Raw genomic sequence first — 24,097 nt, 5'->3', positions numbered from 1 at the left:
CGCGCTCACCCTCGTCACCCGACACCGCCCGGAGGTACCGGCATGAGTATCCAGCCCACCGCCCCTCCCCCCTGCGGCAGTTCCCCCCGCACCGGCTGGGAACGCCGCGACTGGGCCTCGCTCGCCGACCGGCTGCTCGCCGCGCTCGACGCCCACCGGTCGCCGGGTCGCGCCCGCGTCCTGCTCCCCGGCCCCAACAGCTCCTACGGCCCCGACTCCGACGGTCTGGAGGGCTATGCCCGCTCCTTCCTGCTCGCCGGCTTCCGCGTCACCGGCGAGCGGGGCGCCGACCCCACCGGACTCCTGGAGCGCTACGCGGCGGGCCTCGCCGCCGGCACCGACCGGCACCATCCGGAGGCGTGGCCGCGGCCGGAGGAACTCGACCAGGCCAAGGTCGAGGCCGCTTCGATCGCGCTGATCCTCCAGATGACCAAGCCGTGGCTCTGGGACCGCCTCGACGACACGGTCCGGGAGACCACGATCGACTGGCTGTCCGGAGTGATCGCGCAGCCGTACCCGCCGATCAACTGGGTCTGGTTCCGCATCGTCGTGGAGTCCTTCCTGCGCGAGGCCGGCGGACCATGGTCCGCGACCGACATCGAGCAGGACCTCGCGGTTCACGCCTCCCTCCGCCGCGCCGACGGATGGCTGTCCGACGGGCAGGAACGGGCGTACGACCACTACACGGGCTGGGCCCTGCACACGTACCCACTGCTGTGGACGTCCCTGTTCGACGTCACCGGCACACTCTGCCCCCCGGACCTGCGCACCACCTGGGAAGCGGACCTCGCCCGGTATCTCGACGACGCCGTCCGCCTGGTCGGCGCCGACGGCTCCCCGCTGCTGCAAGGACGCAGCCTGATCTACCGCTTCGCCGCCGCGGCACCCTTCTGGACAGGCGCCCTGAGCGGCGCGAGCCCCCTCTCCCCGGGCCTCACCCGACGAGTCACCAGTGGCATCGTGGACCACTTCGTCCGCCACGGCGTGCCGGACGACACCGGCCTGCTGACCATGGGCTGGCACCACCCCTGGCCCGGCATGCGCCAGTCCTACTCGGGGCCGGGCTCCCCCTACTGGGCGGCGAAGGGGATGCTGGGTCTCGCGTTGCCCGCCGATCACCCCGTGTGGACCGCCACCGAGGAGCCGCTGCCGCTGGAGGAAGGCGACCAGGCGAGGGTCGTCACCGCGCCCGGCTGGCTGGTCGGCGGACGCCGCTCGGACGGTATCGTCACCGTTCTCAACCACGGCACCGACCACGCGCGGCCCGGCGAGGTACGGACCGACGCGCCGCTGTACGCGCGACTGGGGTACTCCACCGCGACGGTGCCCCCACTGACCGGTGCCACGGTCGACGACCCGGTCGACAACACCGTGGCCGTCCTCGACGAACGCGGCAGGGCGTCCCACCGAACCGGCTTCCGCACGCTGTACACCAGGGAACTGCCCCACGGTGTCCTGGCGGCAGCCTCCGCGGGACCCGTGCACTGGGTGGCGGCTCCCGGCGCGGGCGAGCCCGACCACGGCTCGGGCCGCACGGGCGCCGCCACGACCGGCCCCGTCGTGACCGTCACCTCGGTGGTACGCGAGGGCGTCGAGATACGCCTGGTCCGCGTGGACGGCCCGCCCGGACCGGGACGGCTCGTGCGCCTCGGCGGCTGGCCGCTGGCGGCCGACACCCGCCCTCGTACGAGCGACGGCGAGCGGACCGGTGAGGGCCCGTTCGCGGTTGCCTCGACCGGCCGTCTGTCGTCGCACGTGCGGAGCCTGACCGGTTATCGGGGCGCCGGAGTGCTCCTGGAACAGGACACCGGCCCGCTCGGCGGCTGGACCGCCATCCCCTGGCTGACAGCGCCCGTCCCGCCCGCCGGCACCGTACTCGCCGCGGTCGTCGCCCTCGGCCGGGGAGACGGTGACACCCCGCCGTGCACTCTGGACGTACGGACGGACCGCCACGGTGCCCGTACCGCGCTGATCGTGTGGCACGACGGAATCACCACGGAAGCCACCCTGCCTGGCCTCTGACGTGCAGAGGAGGGGCCAGGACCAGTGGTCGCGGGTGGGGAACGCGATCGGCGCCGGCGATCGGGAACGGCACCCCCAGGAAGCTGTCCGCGACGACCTGCACGTCCGGCTCGACACCGAGGAGTTGGAGCCGGCGTGCGGCCGGTGTACTGCCTCAGGGCCCACCGAAGGCGTCCACCCACGGCAGCGCCGCACCCGCAGACCCGGCAGGCCGCCGCTCGCACTGTCCCGGCCCCGGCCCCGGGCTACCGGCCGGAAAGCCCGGACACCCTGTTCGGAGACGGCACCCGATGACCGCCGAACGATGTGAAGTAGTGGTCTTCGTCGAGGTCGGCGAGGAGGGCCGGGTGCTCCGGTCGCCATTTCAGGAGCCGGCGGGTCAGCGAACTGGACGTCGGATTGTCCGCTGTCACCGCGAAGGAAAGCCAGCCGAAGTGGTCCGCCGCCTGCTCGGGTGGAACGCTGACGACCGGCAGGCTCAGGCGGTGGCCGATGACCTCGGCGATGTCCCGGAAGGGCACGCCCTCGTCGGCGGCGCCGTGCCAGCGTGCACCCGTTGACGCCGTCTCCAGCGCCAGCCGGTACAGCCGGGCCGCGTCCTTGGTGTGCACCGCGGGCCATCGGTTGGTGCCGTCCCCGACGAAAGCGGATACGCCGGTACGCCGAGCGATGCCGATGAGGGTGGGGACGAAGCCGTGGTGGTCGAGCGAGCTGTGCACGGTTGGCGCGAGGCGGACGACCGAGGACCTGACTCCGCGCCGGGCCAGCGCGACGGCCGCCTCCTCCGCCGGGACCCGGCGCGCCGCCGGCGCCGCCGGATCGGGCGCGTCCCGTTCGGTGCCGGGCCGTCCCGGCGGGAGCACGAGCGTGCCCGAAGTCCCCACGAAGGGCTTGCCCGACCCGGCCAACGCGTCTCCGATCGCGTTGATCGCGACCAGATCGACCGCGGCCGCGTCCACATGCGCCGGTGCATGGTGGAGATAGGCCAGATGAATCACGCCATCCGCCTCCGCCGCGGTGTCCCGGAGCACGTCCACGTCGTCCAGGGTGCCGCGTCGGATCTCGGCGCCGGCCTCTCGCAGCGCTTCGGCGGAGGCATCCGAGCGAGCCAGGCCGACGACCTCATGCCCCGCCGCGCGGAGTTCCGGGACGAGAGCGGAGCCGATGTGGCCGCTCGCGCCGGTGATGAACACACGCATGGATTGATTCCTCTCTTCCGGCGCCGAGCGTCAGAGCTGGGAGCCGCCGCCGTCCACGGCGAGTTCGGCGCCGGTGGTGTAGGTGGCGTCGAAGGCGAGGAACACCACCGCCCTGGCGACCTCGACGGGGTCCCCCGTGCGCAGCATGGGGTTCTCGGCGGCCATCTGCGCCTTCGTCTGCTCGGCCGCCTCCTTGGGCATGGACTTCTCCAGGATCCCGGAGTCGATCGGGCCGGGGCTGACCGCGTTGACCCGGATCTTGCGCGGGAGCAGTTCCCGGGCCAGGCTGCGGGTCATGGAGCGCAGCGCCGCCTTGCCGGCCGCGTACGCGCTGAGCATCGGAATTCCCAGCACGTTCGCCACGGAGGTGGTGAGCACGACGCCGCTGCCTTCCGCCAGGAGCGGAGCGAGCTTCTGCACCGTGAAGTACGGGCCCTTGGCGTTGATGGCCAGCAGCTGATCGAAGAGCTCTTCGCTGGTTGCCTCGAACGGCGCGAAGCCGTTGACGCCCGCGTTGGCGAACAGGGCGTCGACCGTGCCGAACTCGGTCTTCACCCGGTCGGCCAGCGCCTCGATGTCGGGCAGCGACGCGGCGTCGCTGCGGACCGCGATCGCCCTCTCGCCGAGCCGGTCGCGGGCGGCGTCCAGGATGGCCTGGTTACGCCCGGTGATCAACACCCGTGCCCCTTCGTCCACGAGCAACTGCGCGGTGGCCAGTCCGAAACCGCTGCTGCCTCCGGTGATCACCACATGCTTGCCCTCGTACTTGCCCATTTCGGACACACTCCATCTGTGAGAACGGCTATTGGATTTCGTCCGAGCGGTCGACCCCGGCTGGACAACATCGAGTCAACATCCGTCCGAACCGGGCGTCCAAGACCCGTTCTGCGCCCCGCCATGCAGGATCTGCATCACGGGTAGGCTGCTGGTATGCCCGACGAAGCCCCGCCCCCCACGGCGCCCCGCCCCGGCCCTGACCTGGATCTGAGACTGGTGCGGTACTTCACGGTCGTCGCCGAGCACCTGAACTTCGCCCGGGCGGCCGAGGCGCTGCACGTCGCCCAGCCCTCCCTGAGCCGCCAGATCCAGCGGCTGGAGGACGCCCTCGGCGTGCGCCTGCTGGAGCGCACCTCCCAGGGCAGTCGCCTCACCGCGGCCGGCGCGGCCTTCCTCCCGCAGGCACAGACGCTCCTGCACACGGCTCACCAGGCGGTACTCACCGCACGCGCCGCCGCGCCGCCGCGTACGGTCACCATCGGATATGTCGAGGACCTCCTCATCACCCCCGCGGTGCGGGACCTGCGCCGCCGTCACCCCGACGCCCACGTCCGCACCCGTCACCTGGACTGGGACGAGGTCCGCGCCCTGCCCGAGGGCCGGGTCGACGCGCTCGTGGTCCGCACGCCGCTCCCGATCCCGAGCGACGGTCTGGACGTGACCGTCCTCTACGACGAACCCCGGGCGCTCCTCGTGCCCGCGTTCCACCGTCTCGCCGGCAAGGAGTCGGTCACCCCGGACGACTTCGCCGGCGAACCCCTCGTGGCCTGTGCCGGTATGGCCGCGCTGTGGACCGGTTTCTGGCGGCTCGATCCCCGTCCGGACGGCAGCCGGGCTCCACTCGGTCCCCTGCTCGTCGACACCTTCGAGGACAAGCTCGAAGTCGTCGCCGACGGCCGGGCCATCGCCCTCGTGCCGGCCGACGACCGGCGCTGCACACTCCGCAACGACCTCGTCACCGTCCCCGTCGAGGGAGTCGAACCCTGCCAGGTGGTGGTCGCCACCCGCTTCGCGGACGCCAACCCGCTCGTCGCCCGCTTCCGCGAATCCGCGAAGAACCTCCTCGTACGCGAAGCCTGACGTTCCCGGTCCAGAAGGGTATGGCGACCCCACCCACCGAACGCGACCTGGTCCGCCGGCTCAAAGCCCTCAGCCACGACGTCACCCTCACGTCGACAGCCTGACCAGCAACCCCGTCCACCTCCTGGTCAACGATCGACCCCGGTGCCGACGAGGTCCCCGACATCCCGCAGAACACCACCCCGCCCGCGAAGCCCAAGCCCCGCCGCCGACACGATCGTTCCCACCTTCCGGCGCACCGGCAAAGGCGGACTCCGCCTCCCCTCCACCGGTGTCGGCCTGCGACCCGAGCACGTTCCCGCGTGCTTACCCCCAAGCCCTCGCCGAACGCCACCTCAGTTTCCTCTTGGACACCACGCCCGAGATGCGCCGACGCGCGGCGCGGTCTTCCTCGTCCGGCGCTCACGCGGCGGGAGCCTGGACGAAGCCGCCCAGTTCCTCGGGATCAACCCCGCGAACAAGAGGCTCGGCTACACGCAGCTGCTGAACCGCCACCTCCGCACCAGCGGCACGGCCCGCGACTTCGAGCAGGCCCTCGACGCCATCACCGCCGAACTCCTCGCAGGTCCCGCCATCGACTACCAACACCGACGCGAGGCCCTTGCCACCTGGACGCTGGAACCCGAGAACTGGCAGCACATGCTCACCCGGCTTCCGGACCTCACCAGCCATCGAAAGCCCTTCAGCGACGACCGCAGGCGCCTGGCTGTCGGCGCCTACATCTGGACGCGCGTCACCGAAGGCGAGCCCGACTCTGCACCCTGCCCGCCTCACATGGCCGCCGACCCCGCACTACGCGCCGTCTGGACCCGGGAGCGACACAACGTGTTCCACTGGCTCCGCACAATTGACCACCAGCCCTACTACGGCGCCCTCAAGCCACTGCTCGAAGACCACGCCGAGCATCTGGCCAAGGAGATCGACAGACGCTGAGCCTGAGCGTGATGCGCAAGGTCAGGACCGCGCGGTCCGGAACGCCAGATACCGGCTGAAGGCTTCGTTGCTGTCGGGGGTGAAGCGCCACTCCAGCAGGGCCGACCGCAGCTCCGGCTCGGTCAGCCAGCCATGCCAGGCGACCTCATCGGGATCGGGGACCACGGCGGTCGGTACCACGGCTTCGTGCACGCCGAGCCAGTGAGGGCTCAAGCCGCTGCGGTTGATGAACGTGAACAGCAGGCGCGGCAGCGCACGAATGCCCAGCTCTTCGGTCAGCTCCCTCGCGGCGGCCTTTTCATAGGACTCGCCGACATTTGCGGCGCCACCGACCTCGACCTCATAGAGCCCGGGGAAGCGCGATACCTGCTCCGACCGTCGGTGGACGAGGATCCGTCCACGCTCATCACGACACACCGTCACGGCGACTCGGTGCAGCCAACCCTCCTGGATGGCCTGCTGGCGGCTGACCACCACCCCCAGCACACGATCTTGATCGTCGACACGCTCCACCAGTTCATCCACGACGCACACCCTGGCAGAGCCCACTGACAACGCCGCTTCTCTGAGCCCGCAGAGGCCGATCCAGGAGAACCGGAACCAGGAAGCCGGACACGGATGACCACAGTTGTCGACCTGTTGTCCTGTCGAAGTGCATCTGTCAGATAGCGAGCCGTTGACCTGCTGGGATGCCAGGCCGATTGAGAAGACGGAGGCTCGGGTTTCTCAAACGACCTGGCTTTCACGGAGGAGTGGTTCACAGAACCACTCAAGGCGGCAGCAGGTGAGGCGTACGTGCGGAATCCCCCGACACCCCGGTGCGACCGGTTGTCAGTGCTGTTCGGCAGGGTGTGCATGTGACGAATCGAGACGAGGAACGTGGCACCCCCATCTGGTCTGGACTGCCCCCGACGGCCAGAGAGCTGCTCATGGCAACCGAATGGGATGCCCTGCAGCATGCATATGGGAGCGCCGAGGACACGCCGCCGTACCTGTGCCAACTCCTGAACGAGGATCCCGAGGTGCAGGCCGAGGCACTGGGAATGCTCGATATGTCCGTGCTGCATCAAGGATCCCTGTACAGCTCCACCCCGCCGGCCGCACTGTTCATTGCAGCGATCCTGGCCCACCCCCAGACTTTGGCCGAGCACGAGAGCTTCTTCCTCTGGGACGGCCGGACCCGGCCCCTGCGGGCTGCACTACTCGACTGGCTCGGCCAGATCGCCGACTCGGCCTCCTACGGCGAGGACCCCGGCAGCGAGGGCGAGTACGGGGATGAGTACGACGGCGAGGACGAAGACGAGATCGAAGCGGTCCGCGCATGCCGAAGTATCCGACCCGAGCTCTACGACGCGGTCGAACCGTTCCTCGACGATCCGCATCCGGACACCCGAGAGGCAGCCCTCGGAACGGTCACCCTGCTTCTGAAGGCACCCGACCTCGCCGGATTCGTCCCCCGCGCCGCCCACCGCCTGCGTAGCGTTCTCGAAGCAGACGGCAGCCGCCGAGAACGCTCCTCCGCAGCTCTGGCAATGGGCGCCTGGGGCCAGGACACCACCGGCCTCCTCAACGATCCTGATCCAGCCGTGCGCACATGCGCCGCTCTGGCCACCGGATGCGCGCACATGCCCCGCGCCACCGCCGTCCTGCTCGAAGCCCTACAGAACCCGGCTGAGGCAGACAACTGGTTCCCCAACCCCCTCCCTCAGATCGACGGCTGGCTCCGCTTCACCCTCCTGAAGGCCATCCTTGACCGCGTCGACGCCTTTGAGGACCTAGCCCCGGCGGCCATGGCCCTGATATCGCTCGCCAGCGACTACACCGTCGACCGCGACTGGGGTCCGCTGCTCGTCAAAGCCTTCCCCACCGGCTACCGCCCCGGCGTGCCACTGTCGGCCGCACAGCGGGAGCTTCTGCAAGCCGTCACCGCCAATGACAACTGCTGGGGAAACATTGGCAACAAAATCCGCTGGCTCAGGGAAGCCGGCCTGCCGGAGCAGCGCGACGCCATCCGAGCCCTGCTCTGAGTGACAGGTACAGCGAGAACCGAACCAGACGTACGCGGCGCAGTGAGAGTCCGACAGGCTCGGTGTGACAGGACACTGTCGCACTCAGGCTCAACCGCCCACAACACCATCGGTGACAACCAGCCTGCCTATGTGACAACTACCGTGCTTCGGCTCAGTGGCGGTTGTCAGGCTCGCCATAAAGGGCTCCGGAGTCAGTAGTCGAGATCCAGGTAGTCGATGTCGTTTATGGCCACGTCCGAAAGTCCCATGGCACGACCGCCGTTGTCCTGGAAATAGACCTCTTTGAACCCTTCGGCGATGATTCCGCGCATCTGCTGGTCGCTGGCCCCGGCGTCGCGGGCGTCGAAGAGGCGCTGTGCGTAGTCCGGGGGGAGGTGCACGGTGAGTCGCCGGAAGCGGCCGTCGTCGGTCGTACCGACCGGCGCGGTGTACCCGAAGCGGGCCCGGGTCTCCACCGTGATCCCGCCCGTGGTGGCGGCCTGGCGCTGCCGGCGCTTGCGCACCAGTGGCTGCCAGCGGGCGCGCACCGCGTTGTCGATCTTCGCGGCGACGTCGGCGCGGGGGTGCTTGCGCGCGCCGCGCCGGTAGCGGTTCACGGAGTCGGCGGTGACGCCGATCTCCTGCGCGACGGCCTTCGCGCTGCCGAGCTGCTTGAGCAGGTAGCCGATCTGGCCCTTGAGGGTCTTCGGCGGCTCGCGGGTGAACGATTCCCGGTCGGCCCGCTCGATCGCCTCATGGATCTCGCTCACCGGTTACTCCCCCTCGTCCAGGACGGCGTCGCCGCCCTTGATGTGGCGGGCCGGGTTGAGGCCCTTCTCCATCAGGTCGACCGTCCACAGCATCGACTGGACGCCCTCCAGCTTCGCCAGGCCGGGCGTGGGCCCGAGGCGGAAGGCGCCGGGCTGCGGCTTGCCGGAGGCGGCGTACGGCAGGAAGTCCAGCGGGCTGTCACCGGGGCTCGGGTAGACGACGCAGTCGGACAGCACGGCCAGCGGGAACAGCCCGGTCATCTTCGCCATGTTGTTGAGCTTGCGGTGCATGTTGACCCGCGCCTTGCTGATGACGGCGGCCCGGATGTCGGGGCGCCACGTCGGCCGCTCCAGGGCCGGCCACCGGTCGCCCTCCTTGTAATGGCGGCCCTGGGGGCGCTCACGGAGCTTGCCGATGCCGCCCTTGACCGTGGCCTTGATCGCCGAGAGAACGGCGGCCAGAGCCGGGTCGGCCTGCTTGTGCCGCTCCATCGCGGCGAGGAAGGCGCGGTCGTCCAGGTCGGGGGTGACGCCGAGGTCGGCGAGGGTGTCGGCGTAAGCCGTCTTGAGGCGGTCGTGCCAGGGGTCCAGGTAGGCACCGGTCTCGCGGCGCAGGTACGCCTCGATCGGGTGGACGTCGTAGCCGAGCTGCTGGGCGTAGGCAACGGTGTGCGTCTGGTACCAGGCCGGGCCCGTCGGGCGGGTGCCGTCCGGCGTGAACGGGCTGGGCAGGCGCGGGTCCAGCTCGATGTGGGACAGGTCGACCAGCCACGAGCCGGGAATCTTGGGGTTGAACTTCGGGCCGTGGAAGTGGTCGGGGGCGGACAGGCCGACGACCAGGCGGGCCGCGGCGGCGAGGAACGCCGTGTTCAGGTCCAGGCCGACCGCGAAGGGCAGGGTGCACTCCTCATCGGTGAGCAGGTCCACCGGCCGCACCCACTGGTACGCCTCCTCGTTCAGGAACCCGCCCCTCCAGCCGGAGTTCACCACGACGGGGTGCTCCGGGGTGGCCTCCGGCGGCGCCGGGTCCATCGGCTCCGTCCCCAGCGAGCCCGGGTTGCAGCCGGAGATCCAGTTCCCGGTCTCCGTGTCGCGCTCCGGCTTCGTCGGCGGGCGCAGCGCCGTCATCAGCTCCAGGCCCGAGACGGCCGTGGATCCGCGCGGGGTGATGACCCGCTGGGCGTACACGCCGAGGACGCGGGCGATGTCGGCCGGCTCCATCTCGCTCACGCCGGGCCAGGACCGCTCGTCGAGGGCGTCCCAGGACAGGATCGCCAGCTGCACGCACTGCCGCTCGCGCCCTTGGGCCTTGCGGTAGATCCGCGCCCAGGGGCCGAACCCGCGCTGCGTGAGCTGCCACTTGGCCTTCACCACCTGCTTGACCACCGGGTGGTCCTGCGGCAGCCGCAGGGAGCGGCGCTGCTCGTGGCCCTCCAGGCGCTCCGGCAGCCCGAGCTTCACGGCGGCCGCGGCGGTGAGCACGACCAGCGGGTCGGAGTCCTTGCCGTAGCGGTTGAGCTTCGGCGCACCGAGGCCGGACTCGCGCAGCGTCCACTCCACCAGCTCCACCACCGTGGCCGCCGGGCAGTCCAGCACGATGCCGTCGACGCCGTACGCGGAGCCGTCGCCGTCCAGCACGGCGAGCGGGCCGTGCGGGAAGCGCGGGTCGGTCGGGGGCGCGGCGGCCTTCTTCGCCGCCGGGCGTCGCGACGACGTGGCCGGGCGCGCGGCGGGCCGCTCGGGCGCGGCGGCGGGAACCTCCACCGGCGCGGCGGCCTTCACCTCGGGCGTGGCCGGGCCCGCAAAGGATTCCGGCGTCACCGACTGCGACGCGGCAGCCGGACCGGCGGGGGTGCCATGCGCGGGGTACTTCGCCGCCCACCCCTTCAGCAGCCGCTGGTACGCCTCCAGGCGCGGCGACTTCGGCTCGGAACGGCCGTTCTCGTAGTTCTTCACCGTCTGCGTCGACGTCTTCAGCGCGGTCGCGAGACGGGCCTGGGTGATGCCGGCAGCCTCACGCAGCCGGGCGCGTTCCGCCGGGGGCGGGAGTTGCGGCTCCTCCTCCAGCAGTGCGTCGATGTTCGCGAACAGCTCTTCCTCGGATGCCATGCGTGGATCTCCTCTCGCACCTCCACCCTAGCATTGTTTACCCTCTTTTTTAGCCCGTTTCTTTAACCCTCGCAGCATGCGTTTCCCGAGGGAGTGGCGGCAGGAGCGGGCCCTGAATCACAGCTCTCAGGCCCCGCTCCTGTCCTGCCTCTCCTCGGCTGGTCACGCTGCCTCCGGCCGAGTGGGAGACCATCAGGTGGAGCTCTCGGTTGACCTTCACCTTGGGGGAGCCCACAGCATCAGTGGGGCCAGGCGACGTGCCTGGCACGAGGAGGAACGAGCATGGAGCTGCTGACCATCGGGACGTTCGCGAAGGCGTCCCGGCTGTCGCCGAAGGCACTGCGTCTTTACGACGAGCTCGGCCTGCTGACTCCCGCTCGCGTCGACCCCGTGACCGGCTACCGCCTCTACGCACCGGAGCAACTGGATCAGGCCCGGCTGGTCGCCTGGCTCCGACGGATCGGGATGCCTCTCGCCCGCATCCAGCAGGTCTGCACCCTGGAGGCAGGTCCGGCGGCCGACGAGATCCGCGCGTTCTGGGCCCAGGTCGAAGCTGACACCGCCGCACGGCGGGACCTGGCCACCTTCCTCATCGACCACCTCTCCCGGAAGGACCCTGGCATGTCCCCGACCACCAAGCCCCTGGCCATCCGCTACGCCGCCCTTTCCGACACCGGCCTCGTCCGCGAGAGCAACCAGGACACCGCCTACGCAGGGTCCCGCCTGCTCGCCGTCGCCGACGGCTACGGCAGCGCAGGTGCCCCCGCGAGCGCCGCCGCTGTCGACGCGCTCAAGAGCCTCGAAACCGACAGCATCCCGGCGGGCGATCTCCTCAACGTCCTCGAAGACGCGATCGACCAGGCCAAGCAGGCCGTGCACGGCATCTCCGGGCTCGACTCTTCCTCCGAAGACGCCGGGACCACACTCACCGCGATGCTCTGGACCGGCTCGCAGCCGGCCCTCGTCCACATCGGCGACTCCCGCGTCTACCTCCTGCGAGATGGAGAGCTGTTCCAGATCACCCACGACCACACCATGGTGCAGTCGATGGTCGACGAGGGGCGCCTCAGCCCGGAGGAAGCCGCCTCCCACCCCCAGCGGTCCCTGCTGATACGTGCCCTGGGCCAAGGAGCCGACTCCACACCCGACATGCGCCTGCACGACGCCCGGCAGGGAGACCGCTACCTGCTCTGCTCGGACGGCCTGTCCACCGTCGTGCCGACCGAAGCAATCCGCCGGGTGCTCTCCGACACCAGCGAGCCCGAGCAGACGGTCCGCGAACTCATCGCCCTCGCCAACGGCTCCGGCGGTCCCGACAACGTCAGCTGCGTGGTCGCCGACGTCATGGAGCCCCAGCAGTAGGAGCGAGCGTCATGCACGTCGAGTGGCACCAGGTCCGCTCTCACGAACTCACCCTCGAGGCGGACGAATACCGACTCGCCCAGCAAGTGAGAAAAGCCAGATCGGCCCCCCGATCCATGCCGGCCGGTACATGGCGGCCAACTCCACGGCGCCTGCTGGCTCGGCTCCGCGGGTGAACCATCACACTGCCTACGGTTGAGCGGAACACCGACCGCCACCTTGTCCCACACAACCGCAGGCACCACAGGCCAGAGCCCCGACTTACCCACACTTATCCGGGACAGGACAGCGGCCACCGTCCCGGCCTCCCCCCGCCGCGCGTTTCACACGGTCCCGATGCACAGCCGCAGCGCGGGATGCGCCGGCCTGGCGGCGGCGCTCGATGCGGGCCTGCTCGATGCGGGCCTGCTCGATCGGGGCCATCGGGGCCAACTGGTCGTCGGCCACCGGCCACCGGCTCAGGGAAGGCCCGGAGACCGAGCACCCGCATCGCCTCCCTCTCTGCCTCTCCACCACCTCCGCGACCCACGGGTCGACCCGGCTCAAAGGCACGACGGCCCGGTGCGCGGCCAGCGCCTGGCGGAAGCCGGGCGATCCCATCTCACGGGTCGTCAACGGCGTCTGCGGAGCGTCCGGAGCGCGGCGGCCGTCTCCGGGCACGGTGCGGGGCGCGGGTGCGGCGCCGACGAACAGAACCCCGCACGGTGCGCACCGCGCCGGTGCCGACCCACTCGTCGGCCGTGGCCACGATCCGCGCGGTGACCAGGCACAGCCGGGCGACGCAGGCCGGGGTCGCGTTGGAGTTCGCCGGCGGCGGCGAGGGTCTGCACCATGAACTTCACGGTGGACAGCAGTTCGCCGGTGCGCGGGTGGCGGGCGGCAGGTGGACGGTCATGATCAAGTGGCAGGTCCCGGTTCCCGTGCCGCGGTAGGTGTGGGCCGTGTCGCCGTCGAAGGTGGCTGTCTGCCCTGCCGCGACCGGGTACTCGGCGCCGTCGACGATGAGCACCATCTGTCCGGCCGTGACGCTGACGGTCTCGGTCACGCCGGCCTGGTGGGGGTGGCTGGGGTACTCCTCGCCGGGCTCCAGTGTCCAGCGCCAGACCTCGGTGGCCGCCGGTCCGCCGGTGGTCAGCATGAGCCGGGCCTCGCCGCCGCGCTCGCCCTTCCACAGCGGCATGACGGCCTCGACGCTCACCACCCGGACGCGTGCCTCACGGGACCCTTCCGTCAAGGCGGAGACGGAGAGGCCGAGGGTGTCGGCGAGGCGGACGAGGGTGGCGAAGTTCGGGTTGCCCTGCGCTCTCTCCAGGGCGACCAGGGCGCCCTTGCTGACCTTGGCGCGGCGGCCGAGTTCGTCCAGGGACAGTCCGGCGCGGGTACGGGCCGCACGGACGTTGTGCGCGAGCGTCCGCAGCGCCGCTTCGGTCTCGGCCATTGCTTCATCCCTCTGGGGGTAGACCAGTGCACTGCACCGCATGGTCGTTCGGTTGACGACTGTCGGTCGGTGCGTTGTACGGTGGAGTCGTTCCATTGATAGTAAGGGATGTGCCACCCGTGATCGCTCCACTGCTGGCCGTGGGCAGCTCCCTAGCCTACGGATGCGCCGACTTCCTCGGCGGTCTCGGCGCCCGCAGGGCCCACGTCCTGCGCACCGTGGTGATCGCCGCCCCGGCCTCGCTCACCGTGGAGCTGCTGCTCTGGCCGTTCCTCGGGGCCTCCTTCGCTCCCGCCACCCTCGCCTGGGGCGCGGCGCGGCCTCCGGTGTGGCGTCGGCCGCCGCGTTCGCCCTGCAGATGGTCTTCCTGCACCAGGCGCCGTCCGACAGCGGCGTCGGCCCGCTGATCGTCGGACGCGCCGTGTCCTCCGCGGTCGCCCTGACCGCCGCCGGTGTGATGTTCCGGCGGCTGGGCCCGGAGAAGCCCGCGTACGCGATCTCGGCGACGGCCGGGATGCTGGACTCGGTGGCCAACCTGCTGTTCCTGCTCGCCGCCCGCAGCGGCGACCTGGCCGTCGTCGCCGTGATCACCGCCCTGTACCCGGCCGGGACCGTGCTGCTCGCCCGCGGCGTGCCGGCCGAGCGGGTCCACCGCGGCCAGTTCGTCGGCCTGGGCACCGCCGCCGTCGCCGTCAGCCTCCTCGCCCTCGCCCAGATGCCGCCGCGCGCATCCGCCCCCTGTTGAAACGGACCACTGATGACCGTCTTCCGTATCGGCCCCGCCGTCGCCGATGCCTTTCCCGACACCCTGATCGCCGTCGTCACCGCCGCCGGCCTGCGCGGCGGCGAGCCCTGGCCCGCCACCACCGCCGCCCTCAAGGACCTGGAGGCCCAGCTCGCCGACGGCGCCTGGCAGCCGGCCGACGAGAGCGACCCGCGCATCGAGGCGTGGCACACCGCCTACCGCTCCTTCGGCACCAACCCCCGCCGCATCCGTCCCAGCGTCGACGCCCTGGGCCGCCGCCTCGCGAAGAAGGGCACCCTGCCCCGGATCAACCCGGCCGTCGACCCATACAACGCCGTCTCCGTCCGCCACGGCCTGCCCGCCGGCGCCTTCGACCTCGACCGTGTCACCGGCAACGTCGAGATCCGCCACGCCGACGGCACCGAGACTTTCACCCCGCTCGGCGAACCCGACACCGTCGAGAACCCCAAGCCCGGCGAGGTCATCTACACCGACACCACCGACGTGCTCACCCGGCACTGGAACCACCGGGACGCCCACCGCACCCGCGTCACCGAAGACTCCGCCCGCGTCGCCTTCGTTCTGGAGACCGTCACCGCCACCCGCGACGGGCACCTGCTCAAGACCGCGGCCGACGACCTGCGGACCCTGCTCCAGCCGCACTGCGAGCAGAGCACCGTGCACTACCTCAGCCCGGCACACTCCGACACCACCGCCTGACCACCACCCCCCGACCTGCCCAGCCGCACGGCAGCCCCGGCCACGGTGGTGATGCGGCAGCCCACCACCGCTGAAGACCACCCGCACCCCTTGGAGGTTCGTCTTGTTCACCGGTCTGAGCGCCTTCCCGCTCACTCCCGTCCCCGGCAACGGCAGCGTCGACGAGACGGCGTTCGCCGCGCTGGTCGACCGGCTCACCGCCGCGGGCGTCGACTCGATCGGGGCGCTGGGCTCCACCGGCTCCTACGCCTACCTGACCCGCGAGGAACGCGCCCGCGTCGCCCGCATCGCGGTCGAGCACGCCGACGGGGTGCCGGTCATCGTCGGCATCGGGGCGCTGCGCACCCGCCAGGTGCTCGAGGCCGCCGAGGACGCGCAGAACGCCGGCGCCGCCGGCGTTCTGCTGGCCCCGGTGTCCTACCAGCCGCTGACCGACGACGACGTCTTCGGCCTGTTCGCGGAGGTCACCGCGAACCTGTCGGTCCCCCTGGTGATCTACGACAACCCCCGCACCACGCACTTCACCTTCACCGACGAGCTGTACGCCCGCCTGGCCCGGCTGCCGCAGGTGGCATCCATCAAGATCCCCGCGCTTCCCGCCGACCCCGAGCAGGCCCGGGCCCGCGTCGAGCACCTGCGCCGACTCCTGCCCGACACGGTGACGGTGGGCGTCAGCGGAGACGCGGCCGCGGCCAGGAGCCTGAACGCCGGATGCGACGCCTGGTACTCGGTGATCGGCGGCACCTTCCCCGAGCCGGCCCTCGCCCTCACCCGCGCAGCCCAGGCCGGCCGGCACGAGCGGGCCCTTGAGGAGTCCCAGCGCCTCCAACCCCTGTGGGACCTGTTCGCCCAGCACGGAGGATCCCTGCGGGTCGTCGCCGCGGCCGCCGCACACCTGGGCCTGACCGCCCACCGCAACCTCCCCCTGCCACTGCGCGGCCTGAACGCCGAGGAACGCGCCCACCTCGCCACGGTGATCGAACAGCTCCAGCTCCACACCTGACAATCCCGCCGGCCCTTCCTCGCCCATACACGTGAGGGCGGCGGCGCTCCAGCCGTCCTTCTGCCCGACACCCATACAAGAGAGCGCACGGCCATGCGTCCAAGCACCGACCACCTTGCCGACGAGCCCGGCTAGGGCCCGCTGGCCCGCTGGCCCGCTACGTCATCTCGGCGACCCTGGCCCGTACCTCCGACGGCGGCGCGGTCGTGGCCATCGTGCTGATGGTCACACCAGCGGCGGCTCGGGCTGGCTGGCCGGCGCCCTCAACACCTGCATCACCGCACCCCGCCGCCTCCTGGGCCCGTCGTCGCCCGCAGCCTGGACACCGCCCGCGACAGCCGCACCGTCATCGCCGGAACCTCCCTCGCGCACGGCACCACCCTGGCCGCGGCCGTCCTGCTCTGTCCCCACGCCCATCCGGCCGTCACGGCTGCCCTGCTGATCGTCTCCGGCCTGTTCGGGCCCCTGCTCACCGGAGGCATCAGCAGCCATCGCCGGCCCCGGTCAACGGCGCCAGCGCCGCGCCCCGGGCTGGGACGTGACCACCTACGGCATCAGCGGCACCATCGGCCCCACCCTCGTCGTCGCCGTCTCCGCCCGGGTCTCACCCGCCATCGCCGCCCTCGCCCTGGCCGCCGGCTGCTACATCGCCGCCGCCGTCATCCGCTTCCACCCCTACGGCCCGGCCCCCGGCGCGGCCGCGGACACGCCCCCTCCGCACCCTCACGGGCATCCTCACTTCCGGGCCCCTGCGCCGCACGCTGTATCTGACCGTGACCGTCGCCTTCAGCGTCGCCGCCCTGCCCGTCACCGCCGTCACCAGCACCCACACCCTCGGCGTCAGCACCGCTGCGGCCGGCATCCTGACCGCCGCCCACGGCCTGGGCAACCTCGCCGGATCCGCAGGCGTCATGATCCGCCCATCCCGCGCCGAAGCGGACCGGCCCACCACCCGCCTCGCCGCCGCCGTCGCAGCCACCCTCCTGCTGATCACTCTCACCCCCTCCTTCCCTCTCGCCGTCACCGCCTACGCCGGCGACCAGGTGTTCGTGCGCGATATGCCGGCCCAGCAGCAGCACTTCGATCAGTGCTCAGGTGCCGTCCCTCTCGCCGTGGGCTTGCGGGCGGCAGCCCACCAGGCGTCATGAACCGGGGTGAACCTCCCCGCCGAGCGGTCCTGTTCCAGGTCGGTGGCACCGGGGAAAGCGACTGCGGCCGTAAAGCCCGTGGACACGCCACCGAATGTCTGTTCGACCGACTCCAGAAGGGCGGCCCTTGCCCGCCTGGCCTCCGGGTAGCGCTCACAGAGCGTGACACGGCGCCCGGACCGAGTGACCGCGCTGGCCGCACCGTACGCCAATCCACGCCCGGTGGACCGCTCCGGTCTGCTGGCGCTGCTGCGCGCGGCCTGGGCCGGAAGCCCACCGGCTGCGTGAGCACCCTGTGGCCCGTGGAGGGCCCGCAGGATGTGGACGGCCGACGCACACCTCGGATAGCGGCGCTGGTCAGGGCCTCTTAGCCTCCCGTCATCCATCCGCCGCCGCTCGACGAGGAGCAGCACGTGTCCGTAGCCCTTCCCTCCCCCTCTCCGGCCGGGCGTGCCGGTCCCGCCGCAGGCCGTGGTCCTGCTGATCGGGTCGTGCGCCTCCGTGCTGGGCTCGCTGCTGACCGCGCCCGTCCTCCCCGACCTGGAGAAGGCGTTCGCCTCGACGCCCGGTGGCAGCACCCTGGCACCGCTCGCGATGACGCTTCCCGCCCTGGGGACAGCCCTCCCGACTTGGGTGAAGCGCCTCCACGTCGAGCCGCATCCGCACACCCAGCAGGTCTTGCGGAAGGCCACCCACACCGTCCTGGCCGACCCCGACGGCGCCACCCCCAGCAGTACGGCTCTAACCGCTCCGGTCTCGGCGGAGGCTCGGGCCTGTCCCGGAGCGGCCGATCCACGGTGGCCACGGCACTCCGTTCGAGGTCACCATCGCCTCCGGCCGGAGGGCCGGAGCCCGGCCGACACCTAGATACGCCGGGGAGTGCGGGCGTCATGCCAGTAGACGGCTCCGGCGGCAGCGCAGGCCCACACTGGCAGGGGAAGAGGTGGCGCACGGCATCGCTCAGGCGGAGCGTAATGCCGACCGGCGGGCGCCACGGCGCCAGCTCGGGATGCTCCTTCAGCATGTCGTCGGTCGTCGCCTAGAGTGCTGTCGCGAGGGTGTCCACGTCGTTCGTCACAAAACGATCTTGGACACCCTCGTTCTCGTCTCCGCAGGCACCCCTTGGACCACACCACCAGGAGGAACCGGTGTCATACTCGCGACTGCGCACCCCCGAGGAGAAGCTCGCCGACGCGAAGAAGCTGTTGAGCCTCCCGCGCATCGTCGTGATCTGCGGCTCCACCCGCTTCATGACCGAGATGAACGAGGCCGATCTGCGGGAGACCAAAGCCGGGAAGATTGTCGTCAAACCGGGCTGTGACATGAAGTCGCCGCACGAACTCTGGTCCGATCCTGTCGAGGCCGAGGCGCTGAAGGTTCGACTCGACGATCTGCACCAGGCGAAGATCCGGCTCGCTGATGAGGTGCTCGTAGTCGGCGACTACATCGGAGACAGCACCCGAGCCGAGATCGCCTACGCCCGGTCGCTGGGCAAGCCCGTGCGGTTCACGCACCCCGAAGTCGGCCCTGACGCCTGACCGCCCGCTGCCACCTCGACAACCAGGGCCGGCAGCCCGCCGCCTGACCGTCTCGCGGTGGCTTCGGCCGCCGCCCACCCCACACCCTCCGCAGGCATCGCTCGGAATCGATCATCTAGTCGAGCGGACGGAGGAAGCGGCGTTCGTACCGCCGGATGCACTTGGTCCGGCGGGCCAGATCGAAGGCTTCCTGACACTCAGGATCACGCGCACTGGCTTGCCGGTACTGCTCGTATGCCGCAAGGCTCGGGAACGAGAAGAGTGCGTACGCGATGTCGCTGTCGCCCTCGCTGGGCAGGAAGTAGCCGTGATGCGTGCCCCCGAGCCGGTTGACGAGAGACACCCACCGACGGCCGTACTCCTCGAAGTCCTCGATTCGATCGGGATCGATCTCATACCTCAAATGAACACTGATCATGCAACGACATGATGCCTGAGCTACAGCTCCCCAGCAGAGAGCAAGGCTTGACGCGAAACACATGCGGTCCGCGCATTGTGAAGTTCGCAGGTCAGCAGTCTGGCGTGAGGGACGGGCGGAATGCTCATGCCGGTCGTCGGCGGGTGTCCACGGTGAAGATCGTCCGGCATGTCGGCCGGAGCCGTTGTCGGGTGCTGCCGCGCCAAGGACCGTGCCGCTCTTCCGATCCGTCACCGGGTCGGCACGGCGGAATGTCGCGGGGAGGGCGTGGGCATGCAGGCGCTGGAGCGGATCACGGCTCGCCGGGGTGAACTGGACGCGCACGCTGAGGAGTTGACCAAGCAGCTGCAGGAGGTCCAGGCCGAGCGGGAGGAACTGGTGATCGCCGAGCGGGTACTGAACCGGCTGACCGAGCAGGACCGGGCCGAGGCGGAGGACGCCGCAGCCGTCACCCCGACTCCCGCCCGGGTGACGCTAGTGGGCGAGGAACTGGGCTTTGAGGTGGCGGTGCGCGGCAAGCTGGAACCGCTGCGCGCGAAGATGACCAAGCTCGCCCATCGCGGCTGGCTGCACAAGCGAGGCGACGGGCGGTTCACCGCACGCTCCTAGCGGTGCCGCGATGCGTGTCGGCGGGGCGTAACTGGCGGGTACCCCAACGGCAGTTGAGTCTGGTGTGAAGAAAAGCAACAGCACCGTCGAGGGCCCTGGCAGCCTTGTCTGCACCGCCCGCCCGCCGCTGTCGAGCGCCATCCTCGACTACCTCGCCAACCTCATACGCGACTGCCTGAAGAAGATCGGCTCGCGGTGGCGGGCGCTGCCCACGGGAAAGATCGCGGGCACCGTGTTGGCGGTATGCGCTGTGACCAGCGGCCCGGCGACCTGGCTGGCGGCAACCAGATACACCGCACCACCGTGACCGGGTGGGTGAGGGAAGTCGTCGGCCTCCTGGCCGCCCGCGCCCCACGCACGGACCGGGCCCTGAAGAAGATCGCCCGAACGGGTGGCGGGGTTGTGCTGCTGGACGGCACGCTCTGCCGCAGAAGAACGCCGGCTCCCGGACGGCGGGGATCGGGCCATCCGGCCCGGTCCGGCCGCTGCTCGCCGAGTCGTCCGCGAAGTTGTCCGCGAACTCCCCCGGAATCGTCCGTGGTCGGTAACGGACGCATCCCCTGGCCGCCACCCCTCGTCCTGCCAAGTGGTCGCAAGACGACCAAGGACCGGTGAGGAACTACGTGGAAGCGGGGCGGACATGGCACGGCACGGCGGCGGACGGGGCTGGTACGGCAAGATGGTCGGGGCAGCACTCGGGGTGACGGTCCTGGCCGCCGGCGCCTCGCTGTGGACCGCGCAGGCCGACACCACGGGCAGCCCGTCGCCTCAGGCGGCCGCCTCGGCCACGCCGGGCAGTGACATCACGCCGGTGGCGGCGACCATCGTGCACGCCTCCGACCAGGGCGCGCGCGGCGTCAACATCACCATCGACGACGGCCCCGACCCCGTGTGGACCCCCCAGGTCCTCGACGTCCTGAGCGAGTACGGGGTGAAGGCCACGTTCTGCATGGTGGGGACGCAGGCGCAGGCGCACCCGGACCTCGTGAAGAAGGTGGTCGCGGCCGGGCACCGGCTGTGCGACCACTCGGTGTCGCACGACACCGCCATGGACAAGGAGTCCCAGGCCTACCAGTCACAGCAGATACTCGACGCCGAACGCATGATCACCGAGGCGTCCGGAGGCGTACGGCCCATGTACTACCGGGCACCCGGCGGCGCCTTCACCCCCTACAGCCGCCAGCTGGCCGCCTCACGCGGCATGCGCCCGCTCGGCTGGAACGTCGACACCAAGGACTTCGAGCGGCCGGGCACCGACGCCATCGTCGCCACCGTCGAACGGGAACTGCCCAACGGGCCCACGCTCCTCTTCCACGACGCCGGCGGCGACCGCTCCCAGACCGTCGAGGCCCTCCGCCAACTCCTCCCCCAGCTCAAGGAACAGGGCTACACCTTCGGCTTCCCTCTGCGCTGAACCCCCACCCCGGCGCGGTTACGGCGTCAGTCGCCCCGGCAACACGGTGGGACGCGGCCTTGCCCCGGCTGCCCTTGCTCGGCAAAGCGTCCGCGGTGCCAGTCCGACCGACGACACCATGAGGACACAGCCGACAACACCCTGCTTGCAGTGAAGGCCGGGAACCGGCCGACCGTGCGTGCACCCGGGCGACTCGCCCTGGACCCGGGACACGCACTACCCGGACATGAACGTGCACGACACCACCGCCCCCCTGCGAAGACTGACGCCACACGCGCCGACGGCGAGAGGGCGTAGTGGCTCGCGTCAGTCACGGTCAGCCGACTTCAGGAGTTCAAGCTCTTCGGCCCACTCCTGAATGCGGGCGATGAGCTGGTCGCGGTCCTGCGCCGGAAGGGCGCGCTTAGCGTCGCGCAGGCTTATGACCTTCTCCCACCAGGCGTCCTGCTCTTCCTTCGTGCGGGCCGTCTCGGACAGGTGGTTGTAGCGGCCGGTCAGACGCGTCGCCGTCTCGGCGAAGACGTCGAAGACCATGGCCGTGGGAACGTTGTGGTAGGCGGAGGGCTTGTGCTGCGGTGTGGACATCAATCTCCTTGTAGCGCGGAACGGCACTCTTTCGACGCGTGTGCCTTTGGGGTGGCGCTCATCGGCTCGGCACCGCGCGGAGTCCTCCTTCGGTGGCGATCACATTGTCGCTCCAGCCGGTGAGCGCGAGTGCCTGTGTCAGGTCCTTGCATGACAAGTCGAGTGATCTTTTGAGCAGGTCAGGGGCTTGTTGCATCTGCCGACGGCTGCTCGTCACCAGCCGTGTCTTCCCGTCGTTGTCAGGGTGATCGCACACCTGGTGTTTCGGAAGGGAAAGCAACATGCTGCGTTGGACCACGGGCCGTGTGTTGGCTGCTGTTCTCTGTAATGCGTCCCTCCTCGCTGTGCAGGCGGGATCGGCCGGTGCCGCCGATCGGACCGACAAGAAGGTCTCCTTCAACTTCCAGCGGGAGATGGAGACGAGTACCTGGAAGCAGAAACGTGGATCGACGTCCTTCACGGTCACCTGGTGCCGGGAGCGGGAGACGTTCTACGTCGAGCTGCGCCGCTCGGTGATCGGGTCGGACATCAAGTTGGAGGGGCACACGCTGACGTGCGAGAGGGGGAAGAGGGCGTTCTTCACGGCCCAGAACGACGGCACCTACTACTTCTACCTGAACAAGCTGCATGACTATGAGTGGGTCGAGGGCAACGCCACGATCGGCTACCCGAGCTGACGTTGACGCAGGTGAGGGTCTTGCTGGTTATGGCAGGTCGGCCAAGGGGTGGCCTCGCGCCCCCGTTCACCAGCCACTGGACGCTGCGATTCTCCACCAGTGCCCGCCCTCGCCTCACGGTCATTCCGCTTTGCTCGGACGCGCATCGGGACAGCCGCTACACCCTCAGTCCCAGCGTCATGGGTGACGTCCTTGTCAACACGATCACGGTGGCGGACGCCGTGTCGACAGCCGTGCGCCATCTGCCCTCCGGCCTTGGACCTGTTACTTCTGGAGCCGCTTGAGAAGCGCCCGGTCTCGGATGGAAGGATGACGTGCATGGACTTGCCTCAACCTGATGATCTGACCTCGCTGGTCCTGCGCACCGACTTCAGCAGCGAGGCGGCATGGGAGACGCTGCAAGCAGCGATCAACGGCTCGGGCGACTACCGCAACGCGACGTTTGTCAGTGACTCCTCCTTCACCGATGTCAGTGTTCAGGCGCTGGTCGACGCGGATGCTGCCGCTGATGACGACAACAAGCTGTGTTACGTGTTCCTCGCTGACGCGACCACGATGACCGGCGAGGAGCATCCACTCCTGGCCGTCGACCTGTACGACGAACCCGGCCGGACGTTCCGGGTTCCGCCCCTTTGGTACGCCGATGTCTCCAACAACCTGACCATCGCCAACATGGACTTCTCGGAGTTCGCCGACGCCACCGACGAATCGGACACGTACTACGGCTTCGAGGACGGCTGACACAATGAGGTGGAGTGCGCTCGTGGATAGGCTCGGCCTCCCTGCCGCGTGCCGCCTTGCAGCGGTGTCCAGAAGCCGCTCCTCGGGGTGCGGCACGACCCGGCACAGGTGGTTCTTCTCCGGCGTCTGGCACCAGCAGGCGCCGTCCACACCAGCCAGCTTCATGGTCGGGATGGCCGCGGCGTTGGCCCGCTTCAAGGAGACGGCCACCTCCGCAGTGGCGTTCTCCGCGTCCGGAACCCAGAGTCGACGCCTCGTACACAACTGACCCGAACGCGCCTGCAGAATCGCGCAGGTCCTGCGGCTGCGGACCGCCGCCGGGGCGTCCCCTGCCCCCATCCGGGGTGCCCGGAGCTGTGGTGAGGGCGTCGGGGAGATCGAGGCTGATGTCGCCCCGACGCCATGTCGTTGCGCAGGCCGAGCAGCAGCGAGCCGTCGTCGCGGCGCGGGGCCGGCCCCGCCATCGGCAGACCCGCGGCTAGCGTGACCGACGGGACGTTCGGGTCGGCTGATGGGAGCTCGTCCTTCTTGCCCCACGCGACCTCGCCGTGGGTTCCGTGTGCGGAGACGGTGGTGGACACGGTGATCGGCGCCCTCATTCGTACGGGTGTGAGCGCAGTCGAGTTGTAGGGGGCCCGAGGACGTCGGGGTTTCGGTTCGATCGCCCCGCCATAGAGTCGGGCTGGCTGGAGAACCAGAAGCGTCTCCTCGGGGGTACGGCATGACCCAGCACGGAATGGTCGCGACCGCGCGCGGAGAGCGTTCAACCGGAGGAGGCGCGAGGGCACCTGGGTTATGTC

Annotated in this window: 23 protein-coding genes and 2 pseudogenes; 16 read left to right on the top strand and 9 right to left on the bottom strand. The window is 70.3% G+C overall.

The features are described from left to right. The first annotated feature begins 42 nt into the window (after positions 1 to 42). The gene (locus tag ACFYWQ_RS30785; RefSeq protein ID WP_389520850.1) at positions 43 to 2,022 is read left to right on the top strand and encodes a DUF2264 domain-containing protein; all 1,980 of its coding nucleotides are present in this window, start codon (positions 43 to 45) and stop codon (positions 2,020 to 2,022) included. Between the two features lie 245 nt (positions 2,023 to 2,267). On the opposite strand, the gene ACFYWQ_RS30780 is transcribed toward ACFYWQ_RS30785, so the two are convergent. Together ACFYWQ_RS30780 and ACFYWQ_RS30775 are read right to left on the bottom strand one after the other, a co-directional pair. After that, on the bottom strand, positions 2,268 to 3,221 hold the full coding sequence (locus ACFYWQ_RS30780; RefSeq protein WP_389520849.1) for an SDR family oxidoreductase: 954 nt from the start codon (positions 3,219 to 3,221) through the stop codon (positions 2,268 to 2,270). Between the two features lie 30 nt (positions 3,222 to 3,251). Continuing rightward, positions 3,252 to 3,995 (bottom strand): SDR family oxidoreductase, encoded by a 744-nt coding sequence (locus ACFYWQ_RS30775; protein ID WP_389520847.1) that lies wholly within the window; start codon positions 3,993 to 3,995, stop codon positions 3,252 to 3,254. A 156-nt stretch (positions 3,996 to 4,151) separates the two neighbouring features. Here ACFYWQ_RS30775 and ACFYWQ_RS30770 point away from each other — a divergent pair, with 156 nt between their 5' ends. Both ACFYWQ_RS30770 and ACFYWQ_RS30765 read left to right on the top strand, forming a co-directional pair. Then, a complete protein-coding gene (locus ACFYWQ_RS30770; RefSeq protein ID WP_389520846.1) occupies positions 4,152 to 5,078 on the top strand; it encodes a LysR family transcriptional regulator in 927 nt (308 codons plus the stop codon). Between the two features lie 144 nt (positions 5,079 to 5,222). After that, the gene (locus ACFYWQ_RS30765) at positions 5,223 to 6,011 is read left to right on the top strand and encodes a hypothetical protein (RefSeq protein WP_389520844.1); all 789 of its coding nucleotides are present in this window, start codon (positions 5,223 to 5,225) and stop codon (positions 6,009 to 6,011) included. Positions 6,012 to 6,032: 21 nt separating this feature from the next. Here ACFYWQ_RS30765 and ACFYWQ_RS30760 read toward each other — a convergent pair whose 3' ends face one another. Next, the gene (locus tag ACFYWQ_RS30760) at positions 6,033 to 6,536 is read right to left on the bottom strand and encodes an NUDIX hydrolase (protein WP_389520842.1); all 504 of its coding nucleotides are present in this window, start codon (positions 6,534 to 6,536) and stop codon (positions 6,033 to 6,035) included. Positions 6,537 to 6,940: 404 nt separating this feature from the next. Between ACFYWQ_RS30760 and ACFYWQ_RS30755 the strand changes: the two genes are divergently transcribed. Then, entirely contained in the window at positions 6,941 to 8,038 is a 1,098-nt protein-coding gene (locus ACFYWQ_RS30755; RefSeq protein ID WP_389520840.1) for a HEAT repeat domain-containing protein, read from the top strand. Between the two features lie 194 nt (positions 8,039 to 8,232). Here ACFYWQ_RS30755 and tpg read toward each other — a convergent pair whose 3' ends face one another. Both tpg and tap read right to left on the bottom strand, forming a co-directional pair. Beyond that, entirely contained in the window at positions 8,233 to 8,790 is a 558-nt protein-coding gene (gene tpg, locus ACFYWQ_RS30750) for a telomere-protecting terminal protein Tpg (protein ID WP_389520838.1), read from the bottom strand. Between the two features lie 3 nt (positions 8,791 to 8,793). Further along, on the bottom strand, positions 8,794 to 10,899 hold the full coding sequence (gene tap, locus ACFYWQ_RS30745) for a telomere-associated protein Tap (RefSeq protein WP_389520836.1): 2,106 nt from the start codon (positions 10,897 to 10,899) through the stop codon (positions 8,794 to 8,796). 282 nt (positions 10,900 to 11,181) lie between these two features. On the opposite strand from tap, the gene ACFYWQ_RS30740 reads away from it, so the two are divergent. Then, on the top strand, positions 11,182 to 12,261 hold the full coding sequence (locus tag ACFYWQ_RS30740; protein WP_389520834.1) for a protein phosphatase 2C domain-containing protein: 1,080 nt from the start codon (positions 11,182 to 11,184) through the stop codon (positions 12,259 to 12,261). An 838-nt stretch (positions 12,262 to 13,099) separates the two neighbouring features. Here the strand turns inward: ACFYWQ_RS30740 and ACFYWQ_RS30735 are convergent. Beyond that, positions 13,100 to 13,699, bottom strand: coding sequence for a helix-turn-helix domain-containing protein (locus ACFYWQ_RS30735; protein ID WP_389520832.1), 600 nt, complete (start codon positions 13,697 to 13,699; stop codon positions 13,100 to 13,102). Positions 13,700 to 13,818: 119 nt separating this feature from the next. Between ACFYWQ_RS30735 and ACFYWQ_RS30730 the strand changes: the two are divergent. The 5 genes and pseudogenes from ACFYWQ_RS30730 to ACFYWQ_RS30710 all read left to right on the top strand — a co-directional run bounded on the left by ACFYWQ_RS30730 (position 13,819) and on the right by ACFYWQ_RS30710 (position 18,853). Next, positions 13,819 to 14,444, top strand: a pseudogene (locus tag ACFYWQ_RS30730) (EamA family transporter). A gap of 12 nt (positions 14,445 to 14,456) precedes the next feature. Next, on the top strand, positions 14,457 to 15,164 hold the full coding sequence (locus tag ACFYWQ_RS30725; protein ID WP_389520831.1) for a B3/4 domain-containing protein: 708 nt from the start codon (positions 14,457 to 14,459) through the stop codon (positions 15,162 to 15,164). 103 nt (positions 15,165 to 15,267) lie between these two features. After that, the gene (locus tag ACFYWQ_RS30720) at positions 15,268 to 16,167 is read left to right on the top strand and encodes a dihydrodipicolinate synthase family protein (protein WP_389520829.1); all 900 of its coding nucleotides are present in this window, start codon (positions 15,268 to 15,270) and stop codon (positions 16,165 to 16,167) included. Between the two features lie 773 nt (positions 16,168 to 16,940). Beyond that, a complete protein-coding gene (locus ACFYWQ_RS30715; RefSeq protein WP_389520828.1) occupies positions 16,941 to 17,315 on the top strand; it encodes a hypothetical protein in 375 nt (124 codons plus the stop codon). Positions 17,316 to 18,463: 1,148 nt separating this feature from the next. Continuing rightward, the gene (locus tag ACFYWQ_RS30710; RefSeq protein ID WP_389520827.1) at positions 18,464 to 18,853 is read left to right on the top strand and encodes a hypothetical protein; all 390 of its coding nucleotides are present in this window, start codon (positions 18,464 to 18,466) and stop codon (positions 18,851 to 18,853) included. A 115-nt stretch (positions 18,854 to 18,968) separates the two neighbouring features. On the opposite strand, the gene ACFYWQ_RS30705 is transcribed toward ACFYWQ_RS30710, so the two are convergent. Continuing rightward, positions 18,969 to 19,271 (bottom strand): NIPSNAP family protein, encoded by a 303-nt coding sequence (locus tag ACFYWQ_RS30705; RefSeq protein WP_389520826.1) that lies wholly within the window; start codon positions 19,269 to 19,271, stop codon positions 18,969 to 18,971. Between the two features lie 273 nt (positions 19,272 to 19,544). On the opposite strand from ACFYWQ_RS30705, the gene ACFYWQ_RS30700 reads away from it, so the two are divergent. The 3 genes from ACFYWQ_RS30700 to ACFYWQ_RS30690 all read left to right on the top strand — a co-directional run bounded on the left by ACFYWQ_RS30700 (position 19,545) and on the right by ACFYWQ_RS30690 (position 21,294). Further along, complete coding sequence (locus ACFYWQ_RS30700) at positions 19,545 to 19,880, top strand: hypothetical protein (RefSeq protein WP_389520825.1); 336 nt, start codon at positions 19,545 to 19,547, stop codon at positions 19,878 to 19,880. Between the two features lie 64 nt (positions 19,881 to 19,944). After that, positions 19,945 to 20,187, top strand: coding sequence for a hypothetical protein (locus tag ACFYWQ_RS30695; RefSeq protein ID WP_389520823.1), 243 nt, complete (start codon positions 19,945 to 19,947; stop codon positions 20,185 to 20,187). Between the two features lie 333 nt (positions 20,188 to 20,520). Then, complete coding sequence (locus tag ACFYWQ_RS30690) at positions 20,521 to 21,294, top strand: polysaccharide deacetylase family protein (RefSeq protein WP_389520821.1); 774 nt, start codon at positions 20,521 to 20,523, stop codon at positions 21,292 to 21,294. Between the two features lie 306 nt (positions 21,295 to 21,600). On the opposite strand, the gene ACFYWQ_RS30685 is transcribed toward ACFYWQ_RS30690, so the two are convergent. After that, the gene (locus ACFYWQ_RS30685; RefSeq protein ID WP_389520819.1) at positions 21,601 to 21,879 is read right to left on the bottom strand and encodes a hypothetical protein; all 279 of its coding nucleotides are present in this window, start codon (positions 21,877 to 21,879) and stop codon (positions 21,601 to 21,603) included. Positions 21,880 to 22,223: 344 nt separating this feature from the next. On the opposite strand from ACFYWQ_RS30685, the gene ACFYWQ_RS30680 reads away from it, so the two are divergent. The 3 genes from ACFYWQ_RS30680 to ACFYWQ_RS30670 are packed head-to-tail and all read left to right on the top strand — an operon-like array spanning position 22,224 to position 23,297. Then, positions 22,224 to 22,556 carry a hypothetical protein gene (locus tag ACFYWQ_RS30680; RefSeq protein ID WP_389520818.1) on the top strand — a complete coding sequence of 111 codons (333 nt, stop codon included), beginning with the start codon at positions 22,224 to 22,226 and terminating at the stop codon, positions 22,554 to 22,556. A gap of 29 nt (positions 22,557 to 22,585) precedes the next feature. Next, complete coding sequence (locus ACFYWQ_RS30675; protein WP_389521090.1) at positions 22,586 to 22,840, top strand: DUF6193 family natural product biosynthesis protein; 255 nt, start codon at positions 22,586 to 22,588, stop codon at positions 22,838 to 22,840. A gap of 34 nt (positions 22,841 to 22,874) precedes the next feature. Then, positions 22,875 to 23,297: a DUF6924 domain-containing protein gene (locus tag ACFYWQ_RS30670; RefSeq protein ID WP_389520816.1), complete on the top strand. Its 423-nt coding sequence runs from the start codon at positions 22,875 to 22,877 to the stop codon at positions 23,295 to 23,297. Between the two features lie 27 nt (positions 23,298 to 23,324). Here the strand turns inward: ACFYWQ_RS30670 and ACFYWQ_RS30665 are convergent. Next, positions 23,325 to 23,824, bottom strand: a pseudogene (locus tag ACFYWQ_RS30665) (DUF5926 family protein); the annotation flags it as partial. Between the last annotated feature and the right edge of the window lie 273 nt (positions 23,825 to 24,097).

This window comes from Streptomyces sp. NPDC003247, assembly GCF_042888135.1.
In the GTDB taxonomy this organism is placed as follows: domain Bacteria; phylum Actinomycetota; class Actinomycetes; order Streptomycetales; family Streptomycetaceae; genus Streptomyces.
This window is presented reverse-complemented; position numbering and strand designations above follow the sequence as displayed.